Annotated in this window: 18 protein-coding genes and 1 pseudogene; 11 read left to right on the forward strand and 8 right to left on the reverse strand. The window is 63.5% G+C overall.

Features of this window, described 5'->3' with window-relative positions:
- The first annotated feature begins 62 nt into the window (after positions 1 to 62).
- Both IG122_RS11685 and IG122_RS11690 read left to right on the forward strand, forming a co-directional pair.
- Complete coding sequence (locus tag IG122_RS11685; protein ID WP_193183674.1) at positions 63 to 584, forward strand: PAS domain-containing protein; 522 nt, start codon at positions 63 to 65, stop codon at positions 582 to 584.
- A gap of 3 nt (positions 585 to 587) precedes the next feature.
- Positions 588 to 1,067 (forward strand): GNAT family N-acetyltransferase, encoded by a 480-nt coding sequence (locus IG122_RS11690; RefSeq protein ID WP_193183676.1) that lies wholly within the window; start codon positions 588 to 590, stop codon positions 1,065 to 1,067.
- Here the strand turns inward: IG122_RS11690 and IG122_RS11695 are convergent.
- Positions 1,064 to 2,032 carry a mitochondrial fission ELM1 family protein gene (locus IG122_RS11695; protein ID WP_193183678.1) on the reverse strand — a complete coding sequence of 323 codons (969 nt, stop codon included), beginning with the start codon at positions 2,030 to 2,032 and terminating at the stop codon, positions 1,064 to 1,066. The genes IG122_RS11690 and IG122_RS11695 overlap by 4 nt on opposite strands.
- A gap of 158 nt (positions 2,033 to 2,190) precedes the next feature.
- On the opposite strand from IG122_RS11695, the gene IG122_RS11700 reads away from it, so the two are divergent.
- The 6 genes and pseudogenes from IG122_RS11700 (at position 2,191) to IG122_RS11725 (ending at position 7,083) form a co-directional block, all read left to right on the forward strand.
- Positions 2,191 to 2,697, forward strand: a complete 507-nt coding sequence (locus IG122_RS11700; protein WP_193183680.1) for an Lrp/AsnC family transcriptional regulator — start codon at positions 2,191 to 2,193, stop codon at positions 2,695 to 2,697.
- Between the two features lie 27 nt (positions 2,698 to 2,724).
- Entirely contained in the window at positions 2,725 to 3,168 is a 444-nt protein-coding gene (dtd, locus tag IG122_RS11705; protein ID WP_193183682.1) for a D-aminoacyl-tRNA deacylase, read from the forward strand.
- A complete protein-coding gene (locus IG122_RS11710; RefSeq protein ID WP_193183684.1) occupies positions 3,165 to 3,842 on the forward strand; it encodes a hypothetical protein in 678 nt (225 codons plus the stop codon). Before dtd ends, IG122_RS11710 begins: the two co-directional genes overlap by 4 nt.
- A 93-nt stretch (positions 3,843 to 3,935) precedes the next feature.
- Positions 3,936 to 5,171 (forward strand): annotated as a pseudogene (locus IG122_RS11715) (Re/Si-specific NAD(P)(+) transhydrogenase subunit alpha); the annotation flags it as partial.
- Between the two features lie 84 nt (positions 5,172 to 5,255).
- A complete protein-coding gene (locus IG122_RS11720) occupies positions 5,256 to 5,672 on the forward strand; it encodes an NAD(P) transhydrogenase subunit alpha (protein ID WP_193183688.1) in 417 nt (138 codons plus the stop codon).
- A 16-nt stretch (positions 5,673 to 5,688) separates the two neighbouring features.
- The gene (locus IG122_RS11725; protein ID WP_193183690.1) at positions 5,689 to 7,083 is read left to right on the forward strand and encodes an NAD(P)(+) transhydrogenase (Re/Si-specific) subunit beta; all 1,395 of its coding nucleotides are present in this window, start codon (positions 5,689 to 5,691) and stop codon (positions 7,081 to 7,083) included.
- 61 nt (positions 7,084 to 7,144) lie between these two features.
- On the opposite strand, the gene IG122_RS11730 is transcribed toward IG122_RS11725, so the two are convergent.
- Complete coding sequence (locus tag IG122_RS11730; RefSeq protein ID WP_193183692.1) at positions 7,145 to 9,415, reverse strand: CHASE2 domain-containing protein; 2,271 nt, start codon at positions 9,413 to 9,415, stop codon at positions 7,145 to 7,147.
- 56 nt (positions 9,416 to 9,471) lie between these two features.
- Positions 9,472 to 10,851, reverse strand: coding sequence for a FecR family protein (locus tag IG122_RS11735; RefSeq protein WP_193183694.1), 1,380 nt, complete (start codon positions 10,849 to 10,851; stop codon positions 9,472 to 9,474).
- A gap of 129 nt (positions 10,852 to 10,980) precedes the next feature.
- Here IG122_RS11735 and IG122_RS11740 point away from each other — a divergent pair, with 129 nt between their 5' ends.
- From IG122_RS11740 to IG122_RS11750, 3 genes are all read left to right on the forward strand, one after another.
- Positions 10,981 to 12,834 (forward strand): ShlB/FhaC/HecB family hemolysin secretion/activation protein, encoded by a 1,854-nt coding sequence (locus tag IG122_RS11740; protein ID WP_226893511.1) that lies wholly within the window; start codon positions 10,981 to 10,983, stop codon positions 12,832 to 12,834.
- A 93-nt stretch (positions 12,835 to 12,927) separates the two neighbouring features.
- On the forward strand, positions 12,928 to 13,869 hold the full coding sequence (locus tag IG122_RS11745) for a hypothetical protein (RefSeq protein ID WP_193183698.1): 942 nt from the start codon (positions 12,928 to 12,930) through the stop codon (positions 13,867 to 13,869).
- Between the two features lie 29 nt (positions 13,870 to 13,898).
- Positions 13,899 to 14,690 (forward strand): hypothetical protein, encoded by a 792-nt coding sequence (locus tag IG122_RS11750; RefSeq protein WP_193183700.1) that lies wholly within the window; start codon positions 13,899 to 13,901, stop codon positions 14,688 to 14,690.
- Positions 14,691 to 14,702: 12 nt separating this feature from the next.
- On the opposite strand, the gene IG122_RS11755 is transcribed toward IG122_RS11750, so the two are convergent.
- The 5 genes from IG122_RS11755 to IG122_RS11775 form a co-directional block, all read right to left on the reverse strand.
- Positions 14,703 to 14,852: a hypothetical protein gene (locus IG122_RS11755; protein WP_193183702.1), complete on the reverse strand. Its 150-nt coding sequence runs from the start codon at positions 14,850 to 14,852 to the stop codon at positions 14,703 to 14,705.
- Positions 14,845 to 16,116 (reverse strand): aspartate aminotransferase family protein, encoded by a 1,272-nt coding sequence (locus tag IG122_RS11760; protein ID WP_193183704.1) that lies wholly within the window; start codon positions 16,114 to 16,116, stop codon positions 14,845 to 14,847. The genes IG122_RS11755 and IG122_RS11760 overlap by 8 nt, the downstream gene beginning before the upstream one ends.
- 84 nt (positions 16,117 to 16,200) lie before the next feature.
- The gene (locus IG122_RS11765) at positions 16,201 to 16,779 is read right to left on the reverse strand and encodes a c-type cytochrome (protein WP_193183706.1); all 579 of its coding nucleotides are present in this window, start codon (positions 16,777 to 16,779) and stop codon (positions 16,201 to 16,203) included.
- Positions 16,776 to 18,032, reverse strand: a complete 1,257-nt coding sequence (locus IG122_RS11770; protein ID WP_193183708.1) for a PQQ-dependent sugar dehydrogenase — start codon at positions 18,030 to 18,032, stop codon at positions 16,776 to 16,778. Before IG122_RS11770 ends, IG122_RS11765 begins: the two co-directional genes overlap by 4 nt.
- 192 nt (positions 18,033 to 18,224) lie before the next feature.
- A complete protein-coding gene (locus IG122_RS11775) occupies positions 18,225 to 19,463 on the reverse strand; it encodes an MFS transporter (RefSeq protein ID WP_193183710.1) in 1,239 nt (412 codons plus the stop codon).
- Positions 19,464 to 19,492: the final 29 nt, after the last annotated feature.

Consider the following 19,492-nt stretch of genomic DNA (forward strand, 5'->3'; position numbering starts at 1 on the left):
GGATCTCCACTCACATTTGTATCAAATGTGATCTGAAGTAGGCATCAGCAGGAGGGCAAATCATGGCCCGTCCGGAGCTATACGACTTCAATCGGTCCACCTTTCTGTACGCCGAGCGCATTTCGCTTGAGAAATTGCCGGACGATTCGCTCGTCCGGCAGGCTCACACTTTCTGGCGCGGGCTTGTCGAGGCCCCGGCGCTTCCCGCCCGTTCGGATTTCACTCCGGCCGACATCCCGCGGCCCGTCCTTCCCTGGCTGTTCCTCATGGAGGTCTTGAGGGAACCTGACGGTAAGCTCGACTATCGCTACAGGCTCGCCGGGACCAGCAACGTATCCGTCGTCAGTCGCGATCCGACCGGGCGACTGGCCTCGGAGATCTTCAAGAACGGCGACCGCGCCTTCATGCTCAAGAGTTTCGATGCGACGGTCCTTGAAGCCGAGCCGACTTTCTGGAACGCGGCCGTTCCGCACGACCGGATCGAAAAGATCGAACTCTGGCGCGGCCTCTTCCCCCTTGCCGAGGATCGAAAGACCGTCGATACCCTACTTGGTATTGCGGTTCCACAATCCACTTGGCGTTAGTTCATGCCCGAAAGGTCTCCAGACCTCCATATCCGCCCCGTCGCAGAGGATGACGCGGGCGAGATTGTCCTGCTCCTGAACAGAATCATCGACGCACGCTCCTATACAAGCATGTCCGAAACGATGAGCGTCGCAGATCAGAAACATTTCATCGCCACGCTGCCCGAACGGGCGGTCTATCTTTCCGCCTGGAACGGCGCGTCCGGCAAGCTCCTCGGAGTACAGGATTGCCTGCCCGATCCGGACGATCAGAAACAATGCGACATCAGCACCTTCGTCTCGCTCGAAACATTCCGCGGAGGAGTCGGCAGCGCCCTGTTCGACCGCATGATCGAATTCGTCCGGCACCAGGGTTACCGCCGGATACGCGCCGTTATTCGCAGCGATAACAAGCACGCGCTCCTCTTCTACCGGGCAATGGGGTTCCGCACCGGCAAGTTCGGCAACGGCAAGATCGAAGCATTGTTCGAGCTTCCGGCCTAGCGCTGCCTCCGGGCCATCAGGCCGCGCAAAGCTTCGGCAGCCTTTTCCGCATCGCGTAGCGGCTCATAAAGGAACGGCTCGACATGTCCCGCGAAGGGTCGTGTCAGACCCCGCTCCCTCAGGGTTTTCTGGAAGGTCGCGATCCGTCCCGACGGTGTGAGCAGATCGGCGACATAGACCCCCTTGCCGGAGGAGCAGGCCTCCGAGGTCATGTTGACCGAGTCCGAGGTCACGACGATCGCGTCGGCGGCACCGAGAAAGCCGAAATAAGGGTTCTCGCCCGTTCCGTCCCATAACAGCGCTGCGGGTTCCGCGTCCGCAAGCGCCGTCAAGGCCCGCGCGAGCCGCTCCGGCGTGCGGCGGGACGCGGTCATCATCAACCCGCAGCCGCTGTCGATCAGCTGCTCCAGATGCCCGACAAAACGGTCGGCGAGAGCCGGGTCGACCTGCTGCTTGCGGGTGGGCCCGCCGACAGCGACGAGCACGCGTGGGCCCGGCAACGACCGAATCAGGGGCGCGAACCGTTTCGCCTCGGCCTTGAGGTCAGTGAAGGCAAGCGCGTTCAGCGAGCCCGTGGTGAGGATCACGTTATCGCCGCGGACCGGGTCGTGTTCCGGGACCACCAGCGCATCGAACAGTCCGGGATCGATTCGCGGATCCTGGATCTGGGCGGCGAAGCTGCACCCTCGGGAGCGCGCCCTGACCGCCAATACCGCGCCGGCCGTACGGCGACCGCAGCCGATCACAAGGTCCGGCCACGGCGGCGAAAGCGGGTCGCCACCCACGGCGGGCGGCACCGCGCTCCAGGCGCCGAGAGATGGAAAGACGCGGAGCCACGGTGCGGGCCGGATCCGCTTCACGACCGGATCGGCGCCGAGCGCGCGCGCCAGGGCGAGGGACTGCACCTCCATACCCCGCGTGCCGTCGCTGACGACCCAGACCGACGATGGTTCCGGCGGACTCATATCCCGCTCCACTCAAAAGATATGCGCACGATAATGACAAAGAGATGTAATAATCTTGCGCAAACCGTGGTATCTGCTCTATCCTGCACTGCAATAACCGGCAAGGGAAATTCCCTCTCCGCCGGTCCAGCCATTCCGAACTCAGGGAGTCACCCACCATGCGGCGCGTCAAGCTCGACCGTATCGATCGGCGCATTCTCCGCGACCTGCAGGACAACGGGCGCATGACCAACGTTGATCTTGCGAACCGGGCCGGCATCTCGGCACCGCCCTGTCTCCGGCGCGTCCGCGCCCTCGAGGAGGCCGGCTTCATCCGCGGCTACCATGCCGACGTGAATCCCGAGGCGCTCGGCTACAAGGTGACGATCTTCGCTTTTGTCGGCCTCAATAGCCAGGCCGAGGACGATCTCGTCGCCTTCGAGGAAATGGTCGAGGACTGGCCCGAAGTCCGGGAATGCCACATGCTTTCCGGCGAGACCGACTTCCTGCTGAAAGTCGTCGCCAAGGACTGGGACACCTTCCAGAAATTCCTGACCACCCGCCTCACCCCGGCGCCGAATGTCTCCCACGTGAAGACCGCGCTCTCTTTCCGCACGCGCAAACAATTGCCGGGCGTGCCGGTCGAGATCGATGTCGAGGACGACGAAGACGACGGCGAGGACTGAGCACGGACAGCCTGGGAGCGAACCCCCATGCGCGTACTTCTGCAAAGAGTGAGCGAGGCCGCCGTCCGGGTCGACGGAGAGGTGGTCGGAGAGATCGGGCGCGGGCTCCTGGCGCTTGTCTGCGCGGTTCACGGTGACAGCGCGGCAGAAGCGGAAAAGCTTGCGGCGAAAACCGTGAAACTGAGGATCTTCGAGGACGAGGATGGAAAGATGAACCGGTCGGTCGCCGATATCGGCGGCGGCGTCCTCGTCGTCTCGCAATTCACCCTCGCCGCCGATACGCGCAAGGGCAACAGGCCGAGCTTTATCGGCGCCGCCGCGCCGGAGATCGCGAACCCGCTGGTCGACCATTTCGGCGCTACGCTCGAGGCGGCGGGCCTGCCCGTCGCAAAGGGAAGGTTCGCTGCCGACATGAAGGTGTCGCTGGTCAATGACGGACCGGTCACGATCTGGCTGGACAGCGCGGCATGACGATTTCACGGAAAAGCTGCGGCGCCTTCGCAGCCACCCTTCTGCTGGCGGCCTGCGCGAGCGATCCGCCGCCGAGCGGCAAACTTCCTCCGAACCCGGCCCCCGGGGCCGTCGAGGCGCTGACCCTGATCGATAGTGTGCCAACGGGCTTGCGCTGTAAGGTCTCGGGGGGCACCGCGGCGCCCCTCGCACTGACGACGCCCCGGCTCGTCGCCCTGCCGCAATTCGGAAGGGAGCCGATCGTGGATTGTTTCGCTGACGGCTATTTCCGTGTCCGCAAGGCGGTCCCCGCGCGGCCGGCAGCGGATGTCGTCGCGCGCCTTTCCATGCCCGGCATGGTGGATCCGGCCTTCGGCCCGGATCAGGACGCGAAGCAGGCCACAGGCGGACAGGTCTTTCCGCAATGGGTCCGCATCAACCTGCAGGAAAACAGTTTCAAGACGGCGGCGGAGCGCGACCGCTACTATGCGGCGGAGGCCATCCGCATCCAGCAGGACTGGGGCGAGATCGAACTCAGGCTCAACGCGGCTTGCGACGGTTATCGCAAAACCGAGGCAAAAGGTCTCATTCTGATGAGCCCAGAATGCCGCAAAGCCCGCAGAATCCTTGAAGAGCGGCGGGCAGCGGACCTGACCGCCTCGGAAGTCAATCGGCGTCAATCCACCATACGATAAGCCGGACACTTGCCATGGTTGCTGCGGCGCGGCAATCTCGCCAACGTCTGCGCAAGTTTGAATATGATCGCGGAACGCACGGGAGAGAAACGAATGAAAATCGGCATCGCTAAGGAAAGGCGACCTTACGAGGCGCGGGTTGCCGCATCTCCGGACACGGTCAAGAAGTTCGTCTCCATGGGGCTCGAGGTCGCGATCGAAAGCGGCGCGGGGCTTACGGCGGCCTACACCGACGCAGCCTATGAGGCGGCGGGCGCGAAGATCGTGAAGACCGCGAAGGACGCGCTCGGCGGCGCCGATATCGTGCTCAAGGTGCGCAAGCCGATCGGCCCGGGCGCCGAGGTCGAGAACGAAGCGGACGAGATCGCGCTTATGAAAAGCGGCGCGACCCTGATCTCGCTCATGGAGCCCTACAAGGACCGCGCGCTGATCGACGCGCTGGCGGCCAAGAAGATCACGACCTTCGCGCTTGAGATGGTGCCGCGGATCACCCGCGCCCAGTCCATGGACGTGCTGTCGAGCCAAGCAAACCTCGCCGGTTACAAGGCCGTGCTGGATGCCTGCAACGAGTTCGGCCGCGCCTTCCCGATGATGATGACCGCGGCCGGCACCGTGCCGCCCGCCCGCGTCCTCGTCATGGGCGCAGGCGTCGCCGGTCTGCAGGCGATCGCGACCGCGAAGCGCCTCGGCGCCGTGGTCTCCGCGACCGACGTGCGCCCCGCCGCGAAGGAACAGGTCGAGAGCCTCGGCGGCACCTTCGTCGCAGTCGAGGACGAGGAATTCAAGGAAGCGGAAACCGCCGGCGGTTACGCCAAGGAGATGAGCGACGCCTATAAGAAGAAGCAGGCGGAGCTGATCGCGGAGACGATCAAGAAACAGGACATCATTATCTGCACCGCGCTGATCCCGGGCCGCCCGGCCCCGGTTCTGGTCTCGGAAGAGATGGTGAAAACGATGAAGCCGGGCTCGGTGATCGTCGACCTCGCCGTCGAACAGGGCGGCAACTGCCCGCTTTCGGAGTTCGGCAAAGTGGTGCAGAAGCACGGCGTCTCTATCGTCGGCCATGCCAACGTGCCGAGCCGGATCGCCGTCGATGCCAGCGCGCTCTATGCCAAGAACGTGCTGAATTTCCTGACGCCGCTCTACGACGCCGAGGCCAAGAGCCTGAAGATCAATTTTGAGGACGAGATCGTAAAGGGCTCGCTGATCACCCGGGACGGCGAGGTCGTACACCCGTCCGTGCTCGCGGTGGAAGCGTCCAAATCCGCGGCCAAACCGGCCGCCAAACCCGCCGCCAAGCCGAAGGCCCCGCGCAAGCCGGCCGCGAAAAGCGCCGCCAAGCCGAAGGCCGCGGCGGCGACCGCCGCCGAGAAACCGGCGCAAGCCAGCGACAAAGAGGGGGATGCCTGATCCATGGATGCCACCCAGATTGAACAAAAGGCGAAGGCGCTTGCCGAACAGGCGGCCAGCCTTGCCGGCGAGATCACGCAGTTCGCCGCCGACGCGGGCAGCGTCGCGACCGATGCCGCGGCGGCCACGCATTCCGGCCCCTACAGCTTCATCTCGCTCTTCACCGTCTTCATCCTCGCCTGCTTCGTCGGCTATTACGTCGTCTGGCGGGTGACGCCGGCGCTGCATTCGCCGCTGATGGGCGTGACCAACGCGATCTCCTCCGTGATCATCGTCGGCGCGCTGATCGCCGCCGGTCCGGCGGAAATGAACTTTTCCCAGGTCATGGGCTTCTGCGCCGTGGTGCTGGCCTCCGTGAACATCTTCGGCGGCTTCATCGTCACGCAGCGCATGCTGTCCATGTTCAAAAAGAAGCGCTGAGGCGGGAGACACAGACATGACCGAGAATCTCTCCGCCTTCCTCTATCTGATCTCCAGCATCTGCTTCATCATGGCGCTGAAGGGGCTGAGTTCCCCCGACAGCGCCCGGCAGGGCAACATGTTCGGCATCGCCGGCATGACGATCGCCATCCTCACCACCCTGGCGATGCCGGAAGTGATGAGCTACGGCACCATCCTCGCCGGCATCGTGATCGGCGGCTCGATCGGTGCCTTCATCGCCCGCAAGATCCAGATGACGGCACTGCCGCAGCTCGTCGCGGCCTTCCACAGCCTGGTCGGTCTCGCCGCCTGTTTCGTCGCGGCGGCGGCCTTCTTCCGGCCGGAAGCCTACGGTATCGGCACGCCCGGCAACATCGCCGTCGGCTCGCTGGTCGAGATGGCCATCGGCCTTGCCATCGGCGCGGTGACCTTCACCGGATCGATCATCGCCTTCGGCAAGCTGCAGGGCCTGATCTCCGGCAAGCCGGTCACCTTCGCCGGCCAGCACCCGCTGAACGCCGCGCTCGGCCTGCTGCTGATCGCACTTGTGATCTGGCTTTGCGTCAGCCAGAGCCCGAGTGCCTTCTGGGCGATTTTCCTGCTCGCGCTGGTGCTCGGCATCCTGATCATCATCCCAATCGGCGGCGCCGACATGCCGGTCGTGATCTCGATGCTGAACTCCTATTCCGGCTGGGCCGCCTGCGGCATCGGCTTCACCCTCGGCAACTCGCTGCTGATCATCACCGGGGCGCTGGTCGGCTCCTCGGGCGCGATCCTCAGCTACATCATGTGCAAGGGCATGAACCGCTCCTTCTTCAGCGTCATCCTCGGCGGCTTCGGCGGCGAGAGCGAGGCGGCGGCGATGGGCGGGCCGGGCGGCGACCGTTCGGTGAAATCCGGCAGCGCCGACGACGCGGCCTTCATCATGGAGAACGCCTCCTCCGTCATCATCGTGCCCGGCTACGGCATGGCGGTGGCGCAGGCCCAGCATGCGCTGCGCGAGCTCGGCGATATCCTGAAGTCGAAAGGCGTCAAGGTGCGTTACGCGATCCATCCGGTTGCCGGCCGCATGCCGGGGCACATGAACGTGCTGCTGGCCGAAGCCAACGTGCCCTACGAGGACGTGCTGGAACTGGAGGAGATCAACCGCGATTTCAGCCAGACCGACGTCGCCTTCGTGATCGGCGCCAACGACGTGACCAACCCGGCCGCGAAGACCGACCCGTCGAGCCCGATCTACGGCATGCCGATCCTCGATGTCGAGAACGCCAAGACCGTGCTGTTCGTCAAGCGCGGCATGGCGTCCGGCTATGCCGGCGTCGAGAACGAGCTGTTCTTCCGCGACAACACGATGATGCTGTTCTCGGACGCGAAGAAGATGTGCGAGGAAATCGTGCAGGCCCTCGACTGACCTACCCGGTCCAACCGGATCGACAAGGGAGCGCTCCGGCGCTCCCTTTTTCGTTTCCGGCTCAGCCGGCGCTGGCCAGGTCGCGGTGTGAGGCGGAACAGGTCGCGGGCAGAACCACGCGGATCGTGGTTCCCACGTCGAGTTCGCTCTCCACTTCGATGCGGCCGCCATGGGCGAGGACGATCCGGTGCACGATGAAGAGCCCGAGACCGAAGCCGTCGGACTTCCTCACGTAGTCGCCCGATGACTGATGGAACGGCTCGAAGATCGCGGCGCGCTCCTCTTCGGGGATACCGAATCCATTGTCGCTCACCTCGATCACGACCTCACGGTCCGCGTTCAGTCCAACCTCGACCCGGATCTCGCCACGCTCGTCGGTAAACTTGAAAGCATTGGTCAGCAGGTTGACGAAGACCTGCCGCATCAGGCTCCGGTCGGCACTGATATGTTCGGTCGCAGGCGCAACGCTGCAGGTCAGAACACGCGGCGATTTCGCGATCAGCCCCGCCATCACCGATTTGCATTCCCGCAACAGGGCTTCAACGTCGAAGATCTCCATCTTGAGTTCTTCCTCGCCGCTTTCCATGCGCGAGATATCGAGGATCGAGTTGATCAGCTCCAGAAGGAGTGTGCCGCTGTGGTTGATGCTTTCTACATATTCAACGTAGCGCTGGTTGCCGAGCGCCCCGAAGACCTGGGAGCGGATAAGGTCCGAGAACCCCAGGATCGCGTTGAGCGGCGTGCGAAGCTCGTGACTGACATTCGCCAGGAACTGGGATTTCGCTCGGTTCGCGCGCATCGCTTCCTTGAGCGCCGCACTCTTCGATTCCTCGGCGATCTTTCGTTCGGTGATGTCGCGAAAGGTGATCACGTAGACGCGCCGTTCGGTGCGGCGGCGTTCGAAGCGGCTCCTGCTCGGCGCCATCGCGATGGTGCTGATCACCATCTCTGTCTCGATCACCATCCCGTCCGGATGGCGGATGCTGAGGTCGAATTGCTCGCCTATCAGACCGGCCTGGATACGGCCCCATATCTCCTCGTGGACATCCTTTCGGAAGATGTCGGAGAGTTTTCCACCTGTTACTTCCGAAGCGTCAATCGCGAGTATCCGCTCGGCAGTCCTGTTGATGCTCTCGATCCGTCCGAGACTGTCGGAAATGACGATCCCGTCGAAACTGTCATCGACCACCCGGCGGATCAGCTCCCGGCGGTAGGTGCCCGACATACGCTGCCGGAACAATCGGATTGCCTGCTCGCGCAGTGTCCCGAACAGATCGAGTAGCCACCACCCGGCGAGCGCAACGAGCCAGGCCGCGATATTGAGCACCAATACCGAGGCGGACTGGACGACAGTCGCGAGCGCGACAAGAGCCGCGCCCGATACGATGACGATCGCGGCGGAGGTCCGCCAGTTGCGCCGGAGAACCTGGTATCCGACCGGCAGCAGAAGCAACAGGCCAAGCGCGGTTGCGATATCCGTGCTCGACCAGAGCGCCCTGCCCTTGATCATGCTCTCGGCGGCAAGTGCCTGGACATAAACACCCGGCAGAAAACCGTATTTCGGAACGGGAAGCTGATCGCCGAGTTCGATCGCGGTCGCACCGATGAGCACACGACGCCCCTCAACGAAGCTCGGATCGAAAGTACTATCCAGGATCTGCGTCATCGAAAGATGCGGAACGCTCTCGAAGGAAATTCCGAAATCGATGAGGAAACGATCGCGTGAGACGTGGCCTTCGGCCAGGAGCACGGCGAGTGACGGACGCTTCGTGCCGTCATGGGCATCAAATGCGTTATAATGCCAAATTCGCGAGTCCACATCCGGCGTCACGTTGACGCCCCCGAAGCTTCCCGTGCCGTCGGCAAACTGGGTCGCGGACCGTTCGATGATCGCCCCGGTCTCACCACCGCGGCGGCTTTGCTGAACAAACCGAGGAAGAATGACGCGGCCATTGCTCTCGGCGATCGCCGCTCTCAATGCAGCATCGTCCGCCTCGGTCGACCGCGCGCTGAAATCAACATCGAGAGCGATGGTCCGAGCGCCTGCAGCATTCAGACGCGAGATCACATCCGCGAAGACCGTCCGGGGGAACGGCCAGACCCCGACGGCGCCGATCGTGTCGGCATCAATCTCGATGACGACAGTCTCGCCGCTTGCCGGTTGGGTGAGCCAGCGATACCGCTGCTCCAGCAGCATCCGGTCGATCGGAGCAAGCCAGCCCAGAAGCTCGAAGCAGATGACAAGCGCCGGAACGAGTGCGAAGAGAAGCCGGTTCCTGTAGCGGGAAACAAGACGCGCAAATCCAAACCGTCGCTTCTTAAGGTCAGCCACGTGCGTTCGCTTTCTCGCTTCCTCCCTGCGGAGGCCAGCCACTCTTTCCAGCCATCCTAGCTGTTCTTGCCGTTACCATTGCCGCCGGCATTGCCATTACCGCCGGCGTTGCCGTTACCGTTTCCACCGGCATTGCCGTTGCCGCCAGCGTTGCCGTTACCGTTTCCACCGGCATTGCCATTGCCACCGGCATTGCCATTGCCACCAGCGTTGCCGTTACCGTTTCCACCGGCATTGCCGTTGCCGCCAGCGTTGCCGTTACCGTTTCCGCCGGCATTGCCGTTGCCGCCAGCGTTGCCATTGCCGTTTCCACCGGCATTGCCATTGCCGCCAGCGTTGTCATTGCCGTTTCCACCGGCATTGCCGTTGCCGCCAGCGTTGCCGTTTCCACCGGCATTGCCCGCCAGGGCAACACGAGTCGCGGCACGGCTGTTGGATTGTGCCGTCGCGGACCGATCTACGACGCGTGCGGACTCAACCGGCGCTCTTGCCACAGCCGCACCGTTCGCGGCTGCGGACGCACTGCCGAAACCATTCCCGCCACGGCCGTTGCCGTTGGCCTTCTGCTGTTGCCCGGGAGCCGATGCGCTGCGGACCAAACCGTTAGTTGCCTTGGCAACATCGATTTTCACCAGACCGACCGGATTGGAAAGGGACAGGGCGGAAGAATTCGCAGCCACCGATGTACCGGACGCGGACTGATCCGTCTCGGCGACTGCCGTAGCGCCAGAAGAACCGGATTCAGTCGCAGTAGCCACTTCCACTGCGTTGGTCGGCTGACTCTCGGCGGTTTCCGTCACGCTGTCCTGGCCCGTCGCGCTCGCGGAATCGGTACCGTTGTCGACAGGAGCGTTATCGAGCTGAAGCCCGCCACCGACAGAGGTCCGGGCCGTCTGTCCGGGACGGACCACGACGTTGGCGCCGGTCGCCCCATCCGTGACTTGGACCGCACCCTCGACGACATGGACGAGGCCCTGACCATCGCGCACATTTACCGTAAAGGACGTCCCCTTGACCACGGCGGCGAGATAGGGTGTGACGACCTCGAAATGTGGAGCGAGCTTTTTCTCCACCTTGAAGAGCGCCGTTCCCAGAGTCTGGACGATGCGTGTCCCCCAGCTAGGATCCTGCACGGGGATGCTGAGTTCCGTATTCGGACCGATAACGATCGAGTTTTCGCCGCGCGTCAGGATGATCCGGCCAGTCTCGCCTGTCCGGACCACGCTCCGCTCGGTCACCGTCGCGTTGACCGACACATTGACGATGCCCGCTGACTCATCAGCGACTGTGACATCGCCGGCGATTTCCAGCACCTGCCAGGTGACAAGGTCCTGAGCACGTGCGGGCGTGGAAGCCAAAGCGGCCCCCAGCACGAAAAGCGCGAGGACGAAGACACCAACAGAACGATACGGACTGCAGTTCATCTGCTTCTCCAATGCGGAACTTCTCCGCAACCACCTGGCTTCTGCCAACTTCCGATTACCTGACAAAGTTATCGATAAACCGAAAATTATTTAGCGAACATTTTTATTGAATCCGAACTAAATCAGATTTATCAATGACTTATGGATATATTTCTACTCTTGCCGTCACGAAACTACAACAATATTTTCTGGCGACAACAGTTGTTGTCCGTAAATTTATTATTGATTAACGGATCTTCTTTAGCCTTGATTCCGTTCCTCTATTTCGCGCGTCATACGGATAGGGCTTGCGTGTTAAAATTTCCTAAAATCGAATCGGAAATACTATTTGGCGCAGCCGCCGTCATAGCATTGTATTTGACGGTATTCTCGACTCCGGTTTTCGCTCAGCAGTCGGCACCGGCACGCTCCGTCACAGATGCTCAAATAGAAGAACGGGTGCCGCGCGGCGCGGAAAGGCCGACGCCTCCCCCCACGTCTCCAGCCGGCCCTCTGGCGGCACCGGAACAGCCCGACAAGGCTCGGACCTTTCTCGTCGCGGCAGTGACGCTTGAAGGCAACACGGTGTTCCGGAAACCCGAGCTCGCCCCCTATTACGAAGACATACTGGCGCGCCTCGTAACCGCTGCGGACCTTCAGGCGGCCGCCGAGCGGATCACCCGTCATTATCAGGACAGGGGTTACTTCCTAACCCAGGCCTACCTTCCACCGCAGGATCTTTCCTCGGGCATCGCGCGGATCCGGATCGCAGAAGGTTATGTCGAACGTGTCGATTTTCACGGCGACGGAAGGACGGACGGCTACATCCAGCGTCTCGCGTCGGCGATCGATGAGTTCCGTCCTCTCAAGCGAAGCGATCTCGAGCGCATGCTTCTGCTGATCGGAGATTCCTACGGGCGGATCGTCGACAATGCCGAGATGGCGGAAATTGACCCGCTCGAGGGCCGCTATGCCCTGCAGCTCATCCTGAAGGACAAACCGGAGAGCGGTGTCCTCGTGCTCGACAACCGCGGGACGACGACATCGGGCAAGGAGCAGCTCTGGATATCGGCCTCCACCAATCGGCTTTTCGGCCCCGACACGCAGTCCCGGATCGGGTTCTTCACGATCCCGATGCAACCCCAGGAACTCAGGTATGGCGAGTTCGAGGTCAGCCGCATGACCGGGGATCACGGAACCACGGTCGGCGCCCTGATATCGGCCAGCCAGAGCGACGCCGGCGGCATCGACGCGATCGACGGCATCGAGGGCGACAGCGACCGTATCGTGCTGAAGGCGGCGCATCCGCTGATCCGCTCCATGGACAGGAGTCTCTGGCTCAATCTCTCGGCCGACGCGCGCAACGTCTCGGAAGACGACAATGACGGGCGCAATTTCAAAGATCAGCTGAGAGTCCTGCGCGGCGATCTCTACATGTATCTGGCGGACGATTTCGGCGGACAGAACCAGATCTGGACCGAAGTCTCGACCGGGCTCGACATGCTCGGCGCCTCGGGGAAAGGCGACTTCCGCTCCCGTCTCGGCGCCGACGCCAAGTTCCTCAAGGCCCGTGCCTCCCTTACCCGCCAGCAGGAGATCACCAACGAGATCGGGGTACGCTTCCATCTGGCCGGGCAATATGCCGACGACCAGTTGCTGTCCTCCGAGGAGTTCAGCCTTGGCGGCTCCTCGATCGGCCGGGCCTACGACTTCAGCGAACTCACCGGCGACCACGGTGTCGGCGGGAGCGTGGAGCTGCAATATGGCGACAGCCTGCGCGACGATTACTTCACCTGGTTCCAGGTCTACGGTTTCTATGACGCCGGCGTGGTCTGGAACGAGGGTGCGTTCGAACTGCCGCACGAGAGCCTCTCCTCCGCCGGCTTCGGGCTTCGTCTCGACCTGACCGACAGCATCAGGCTCCAGCTCGAATATGCCCGCGGCCTGACCCGATCCGTCGACGATAGCGGCGGCGATTTCCAGCGTGTCTTCTTCGAACTCAGCAAGAATTTCTGAGCCGCGCCGGAACGCGTGACAACCGGCGCCATTGGGTGTGGAAAGCTCCGTCTCAGTTTGGTATGCACAAATCTCAATAAACTGGGGGACCGGATGAGATTTGCGTTACTGGCACTGGCGGCGAGCCTTGCCCTGAGCGGGTGTGTCACGACACCGAACGAGCCGCCGAAACCGATCGAGCTGACCGCGGGCAACGGCGCGATGGCGATGAATGTGAGCGTCGATCAGAGCGCCGGGAAGAACTACTACATCTTCACGGTCGCGCAATTCGACCCGAGAACCAGGCGCGTGATCATGGAGGGCGACAGCCCGAAGCATTCGGCGGGCTTTAGCCAGAGCTTCAATCTCCAGGATGCGGGTGTCGGTTTCTGGAAAAGCCAGCTGCCGGCAGGGTCCTACGCGATCACCAAGATCCAGGCGAAACTCTCCACCGGTATGGGGCCGGGTCAAATCCCCTATGGTGCCGACCCCCTGGCCGTCCTGCTGGTCGGCCTGACCGTCATCGCGATATCCGAAGCGACCGTGGACGAACTGTCCTTCGTGAACGAGTCCGGTCTGCTGATGGCGGATGCCCCAACCTTCGAGGTCGAGAGCGGCCGTATCAGCTATCTCGGCAAGATCAGGGTGACGACGGATTCCAAGAGCGCCGATTTCCCGGAATACGACAAGGACGGCCACTGGGACGGCACCAGCATGATCACCAAGACGCAATACCGCTACATGGCGGACTACAAATATGACGAGCTGGAGCTGAAGCCTTACGAGGAACAACTGAACATCCCGGCCTATCCGCTGTTGCCGCAGCCGCTGGAGGTGTTCAAGACCCTGCGCTTCGTCCTCGAGGATTACGACAACCAGGAACAAATCCAGCGCTCGGTCCAACGCCAGCAAGTGTCTGCCGAGATCAATGCCCCCGCGGCCCCGGAACCGGGCGCGCTGGATGGCAAGAGCCGGGCGGAACTCCAGCGCCTCTATCTCGACGGGAAGCTATCCGCGAGCCAGTACGAGACCGCACTGAAAGCCGCGAGCCAATAGCCTTCCGACCACATCTTCGGGAAACGTCCATGAAACGAGTCCTTCTGACCGCAGCTCTCGGGCTGCTCACCGCCGCCTGCCAGACTGTCCCCGAACCGCTGCCGCCGATCCAGATAGCGCCGGGCAAGGGCGTTGCCGCGCTTAATCTTTGCGTCGAGCCGACGGTGAAGGACTATTCCTTCTCGATCTCGCTCGCCCCCGTGACCGCCGACGGACAGCGCATCGTAGAGGCGCCGGCCTCCGTGAAACAGACGGTGACGATCAGCTTCGAGAGCGAGTTCCGCCGCCAGGCCAAGCAGAAATTCGAACGGGTCTGCCGGCTCTGGGACCTGGAACTTGACCCCGGGCGCTACACGGTCGCGGATTTCAGCGGTCAATACGCGGTATCCGGCACCGACGTCGCCGTCGATCCGCTGTTCCTGCTGATCATCAAGATGGGCGCGGCCGCGGTCTCGGAGGCCAAGAAGAAGGTGATCACCTTCACCGGCAGCGACGGCAGTCTCTCCGCCGACGCGCCGGTGTTCGAAGTGACCGAGTCCGGCGTCGCCTATCTCGGCGAGATGATCTTCAGGGCCAATACGCGCGTCCGCGATATCCCCGTACGGGAAGCGAACGGCTATTGGGACGGCCAGTCGACGGACCGGATCACGGAACTCCAGGTGGTCGCGGACTATTCCGAACCCGGAGCCGAGATCAGGAACCACGCGGAACGGCTCAGTCTCACAACCTACAGCAGCGAGCCGGTCGCGCTCGCAGGCATGACCGGAAAGACCTTCCTGCTCGAGGACTTCCCTGAGATCAAGCCGGGCGATCCCCAGTAGGGATCCCGCTGTTTAGCCCTTGGAGTCCGTGTTCGGGCGGAGTTTGCGCCAGAGTGCAGCAATCAGGCGTCCGAGCAGCTGCCAGCGTCCGACCTCTCCGCTCATGATGAACTCGCCGCGGCGCTTGATCGGCGGCGGCGTGTCGTTGCGCTCCTCAGACAAAGGCCCTCGCCGCGGCCGCGATGGCCTCTTCGGTCTGGGTCAGATCCGCGTCGGTCAGGGCGAGCGATATGTAGAACTTGCTGTCGGGCTTAAGGATGCCGTGCGCCCGGAGAGTGGCATTGAAGATCCTCGCCTGTTCGGCGTTGCCGTCCGTCGTGTCGCGGTAGTTCTTCACCGGCCTACCGGTGAAGACGACGTCGAACAGCACCGGATCGCCGACCACCTGATGCGCGATGCCCGCAGCGCCGAGCTCGCGGGTGATCGCGTCCATGACGCGCCGGCCGCTGGCACGGAGCTGCTCATAGGCGCCCGGGCGCTTCAGCACCTCCATTGTCTTCAGACCCGCAACGCTCGCCACCGGATTGCCGCTGAGGGTGCCGATCTGGAAGGTGAAGCCGTCGCCGGCCTTCGCCTTGTCGAAATGGCGCATGATCTCCTCGCGGCCGGCGATCGCGGCGAGCGGGAAGCCGCCGCCGATCACCTTGCCGAGGGTGCAGAGGTCGGGCGTGACGCCATATTTCTCCTGCCCGCCGCCATAGGCGAGACGGAAACCGGTCACCACCTCGTCGAAGATCAGCACGATGCCGCGCTTCGCCGTCTCCTCGCGCAGCATGGCAAGGAAGCCCGGCTCCGGCGGGATCAGGCGCTGCAGCGGCTCGACGATGACGCCGGCGATCTCGTCGCCGTGCTCGTCCAGCAGGCCGCGGACGAAATCGGGATCGTTGAAGGGGGCGATCAGCATCGCCTCGCGCACCGCCTCCGGGATGCCGGCGCTGTCCGGCACCGCCTGCGGGAAGTTCACCCGCTTGGTCGGCGCGAGGCTCATCAGCGCCTCGCCGGACATGCCGTGATAGCCGCCCTCGAATTTCAGGATCTTCTCGCGGCCGGTATGGGCGCGGGCGAGGCGCATCGCATACATGTCCGCCTCGCTGCCGGTGGAGACGAACCGCACCTGCCCGGCGCAGGCCATGGCGTCGGCGATCTCCTCCGCGAGCTCGATGCCGTGGGCGTTGTTGGCGAAGAAGGTGAAGCCGTGCGCCACCTGTTCCTGTACCGCTTCCACGACTTCCGGATGGCCGTGGCCGAGCATCATCGGGCCGGAGCCGATCAGGTAGTCGACATATTCATTCCCGTCGGCGTCCCAGACCCGGGCGCCCTTGCCGCGGGCGATGATGACGCTCGGATCGAAATTGCCGAACCCGGCCGCCGGAAGCACCTTTGCCGCCCGGTCGCGCCAGTCCTGAAGGCTTGGAGTGCCGCCCATCGAATTGCTCCCACGCAAGATCTGGTGAGCATTCAGGCACAGGCGCCGGAGCCTTTGCAACGCGAAGTATGTATCGGGACAGGATTACTTTACCGGCTTCACCGTCAGCTTGACCGCGGCATACCAGTCCGCCACGTCGCGAATTTCGTCATCCGACATCTCGGCGGCGATCACGCTCATGATCTCGTGGGTCCGCTTGCCGCGTTTGAAGGCCTTCAACTGGGTGTCGATATAGATATTGGTCTCGCCGGCGAGGTTCGGCGCGTCCTTGAACAGCGCGATGCCGTCGGCCCCGTGACAGGAGACACAGGCCTGCGGCGCCTTGGCGGGATCGGTGCCTGCCGGGAGGGTCGCCGTCACCTCGTGCGCCGCGTACCAGCTCGCCACGTCGGCGATCTGCTGGGCGGAGAGCCCGCCCGCCACCACGGACATCATCTCGTGCTGCCGCGCCCCGGTCTTGAAGGCCATGAGCTGGGCCTCGAGATAGGCCTTCGGCTCGCCGCCGATATGCGGCGCGATGGGGATCTTCGCGTAGCCGTCGAGCCCGTGGCAGGTGCGGCACATATTGGCGATCTTGCGCCCCGCCGCCGGATCGTCGGCACTCGCGGGACCGGCCCCGGCGAGCAGCAGCCCGCCGAGACCGATGATAAGGGCTACCCTCACTTCGCGTAGCTGATCCGGTAGAGCGCGCCCGCGAGGTCGTCGGAGACCAGGATCGAGCCATCGGGCAGCTGTGCGACATCGACCGGGCGCCCGAGATATTCGCCCGTCTCCCCGTCGAGCCAGCCTTCGGCGAAGGGCTCCATCGTCGCCTTGCCGTCACCGTCGATGAAGGTGACCATGACCCGCGCCCCGACCGGCGTTGTGCGGTTCCAGGAGCCGTGCTGGGCCGAGAAGATCGCGTTCCTGTACTTCTCCGGGAACATCCGGCCCGTATAGAAGGTCATGCCGAGATCGGCCGCATGCGCCACGGTCGCCACCGCCGGCATGACGGTGTCAGCGGGCGGGGTCTCGTCCTTGTATTCGTTGGTGCGGGTATCCCCGCCGCCATACCAGGGATGTCCGAAATTCTGTCCGGCAGCGGTCTGGCGATTCAGCTCGCCCGGCGGAATGTCGTCGCCCATGCCGTCGACCTGGTTGTCGGTGAACCAGAGCTCGCCGGTGGCCGGATGGAAATCGTGCCCGACCGAGTTGCGGATGCCGTAGGTATAGACCTCGCGCCCGGAACCATCGAGATTGAGGCGAATCATCCCGCCGATGCCCCACTTCCTATAAAGCTCGAGCTTGTCGGCCGGGGCGACGTTGAAGGGCTGGCCGAGCGAGATGTAGATCTTGCCGTCCGGCCCGATCCTGCAGACCCGCGCCGTGTGGTTGAAGCTCTCCTCCTCCGGCGGGATCAGGTCGCCTTGCTTGATCAGATTGAAGGCCGCAACATCCGGGCTTTCGTAGAAGAACTCCGCGGCGGGGAACAGCAGCACCCGGTTCTGCTCGGCGATATAGAGGAAGCCGTCCTTCGAGAAGCACGGACCGTTCGGAATGGCGAAACGCAGAGACGGAGCGAAATCCTTCACCTCGTCCGCGACCCGGTCCTTGTTGCGATCCGTGACCGACCAGACCTTGTCCTTGCGGGTGCCGACGAAGGTGACGATGCCCTGCGGGCCGACCGCCATGTGCCGCGCGTCCGGAACCACGGCATAGAGCTCGATCTTGAATCCGTCGGGCAGCTTGATCCGCTCGAGGGTCTTCTTGATCCCGGCGGCATAGTCGCCGCCCTGCTCGATGAAGGTGAACTCGGTGACGCCGGTGGTCCTGAAGCTGGAGAGCTTTTCCAGATTGTCCGGCACCTGCCCCGATTGCGCGAGCGCCCCGCCCGAAATGACAGAAGACGCCAGTATCGCTGCGATGATCCGCTTCATTGCATTCCTCCCTGCGGCTCGTTTTTCAGCCTTGTTTATGCAACCATGATTTGCGTCACCATAACGTACGTCAAGCCGATTCACCGCCACGGAAATGGTCATTCCATCAGGTAGAAAAGGGAAGAAAAGCTGACCCGTCAGCCATAAATATCTCTTATTGCGGGAAATTTTGGCGCCTTGCGGGCATGCCTATCAGGCCGGTGCGGCGATCAGCCCCCGAAGCCTTGCCGCCACAGGCACGTAGATCGCCGATAGCCCGACACACCAGAGCATCATCACGATGCCCTGCGTCTCAAGCACGATGCCCCGGTCGATCAGGAGCCCGGTGATGGCCGGACCGATGGCGGTGGAGAACACCATGGCCGAAACCGCGAGCGCCCGGATCGCGCCGAGATTGCGCGTGCCGTAGATCTCCGCCCAGACCGCGCCGTTGAGGGCGCTCGAGAACCCGGAGCCGAAGCCGATGCAGCCGAGGACGACGCCCCAGATCCAGACCCGGTCACTCACCTGCAGCAGCACGATGCCAAGCCCGATGGGCAGCAGGAAAATCGGCAGCAGGGCGAGCGCGCCGAACCTGTCGATGATCCGCCCGGCGATGAAGACGGCCGCGATGGCTGAAAACGCATAGGCCGGATAGCCCGCCGCCATCTCCGCCAGGCTCCAGCCCTTCTCGCCGGAGACATGGGCCTGATGGAAGAAGACCACGGTGCCGATGAAGGCGGGCGTGAGGATGCCCGGGAAAAGCGCCCAGTAGGACCAGTGCCGGAGCGCTTCCGGACGGGTCCAGTGCCGCCCGAGCGCGCCCGGCGTCGGCCCGCTCGTCTCGCCGCCCTGGGGCATGCGGTCGCGCGCGAAAAGGACCCAGAGAGCGCCGCCGAAAACGAGAAGAACCGTGGCCGCCGCGAGCCACCAGGCGCCGCGCCAGCCGACCAGCGCGATCGCAAGCACGGCGGTCGCGGGCAGCACGGCCTCGCCGATCCCGTAGCCGAGCGACGTGATGGCAATTGCCCGGCCGCGCCGGGCCTGGAACCAGCGCGCCGTCGCCGTCATCCCGACATGGCTGATCATGCCCTGCCCGAAGAAGCGCAGCCCCAGCACCATGAGGAACAGCATCACAATCGAGTCGTGCAGCGCCATGCCGGCGCAGACCAGCGCGAAGGCGCCTACGACTGCCATCGCCAGGGTGCGCAGCCGCATCGTGTCTGCGAACTGCCCGCCCTTGATCAGCAAGGCCGCCGAGGTCAGCGTCGCGCCGGCATAGAGACTGCCCCATGTCCCGGCGGTCAGTCCGTGCAGCTCCATGAGCTGGTCGGCGAAGAGCGAGATGAAGAAGGTCTGGCCGAAGGAGGAGCCGAGGGTGCAGAGCAGCCCGGCGGCAAGCCAGCGCGCATTCGAGAGATAGAAGTTCGGGCGGGAAGAATCCTGATCCATCGACGTGCTTGGCGCCGAATGCCGAGCGC

This window comes from Nisaea sediminum, assembly GCF_014904705.1.
GTDB classification, from domain to species: Bacteria; Pseudomonadota; Alphaproteobacteria; order Thalassobaculales; family Thalassobaculaceae; genus Nisaea; species Nisaea sediminum.